This window comes from Clostridium sp. ZBS2, assembly GCF_023845855.1.
Lineage (GTDB): Bacteria > Bacillota > Clostridia > Clostridiales > Clostridiaceae > Clostridium > Clostridium aquiflavi.
This window is the reverse complement of record NZ_JAMQIF010000160.1, coordinates 1-225: the sequence shown is the minus strand read 5'-3', so window position 1 is coordinate 225 and position 225 is coordinate 1. Positions and strand designations below refer to the sequence as shown.

Genomic DNA, 225 nt, shown 5'->3' with positions numbered 1-225 from the left:
AAATATGAGTATAACAGGAAAACATTGTTGTATTAGACAACATGATATAACAGACTGTGGTCCAGCGTGCATAAGCACTATTGCAAGGAAATATGGATTGAAAATTTCAATTTCTAAGATAAGGGAAATTGCTGGAACAGATTCAGAGGGAACATCTGTTTATGGAATTGTGGAAGCTGCTAAAAAATTAGGATTTTCTGCTAAGGCAGTAAAAGTATCTAATAA

At 33.3% G+C, this 225-nt stretch carries 1 protein-coding gene; it reads left to right on the top strand.

What is annotated here, in order from left to right:
• Positions 1–4: 4 nt before the first annotated feature.
• On the top strand, positions 5–225 hold a 221-nt coding region (locus tag NG918_RS16795), incomplete at its 3' end, for a cysteine peptidase family C39 domain-containing protein (protein ID WP_252227191.1).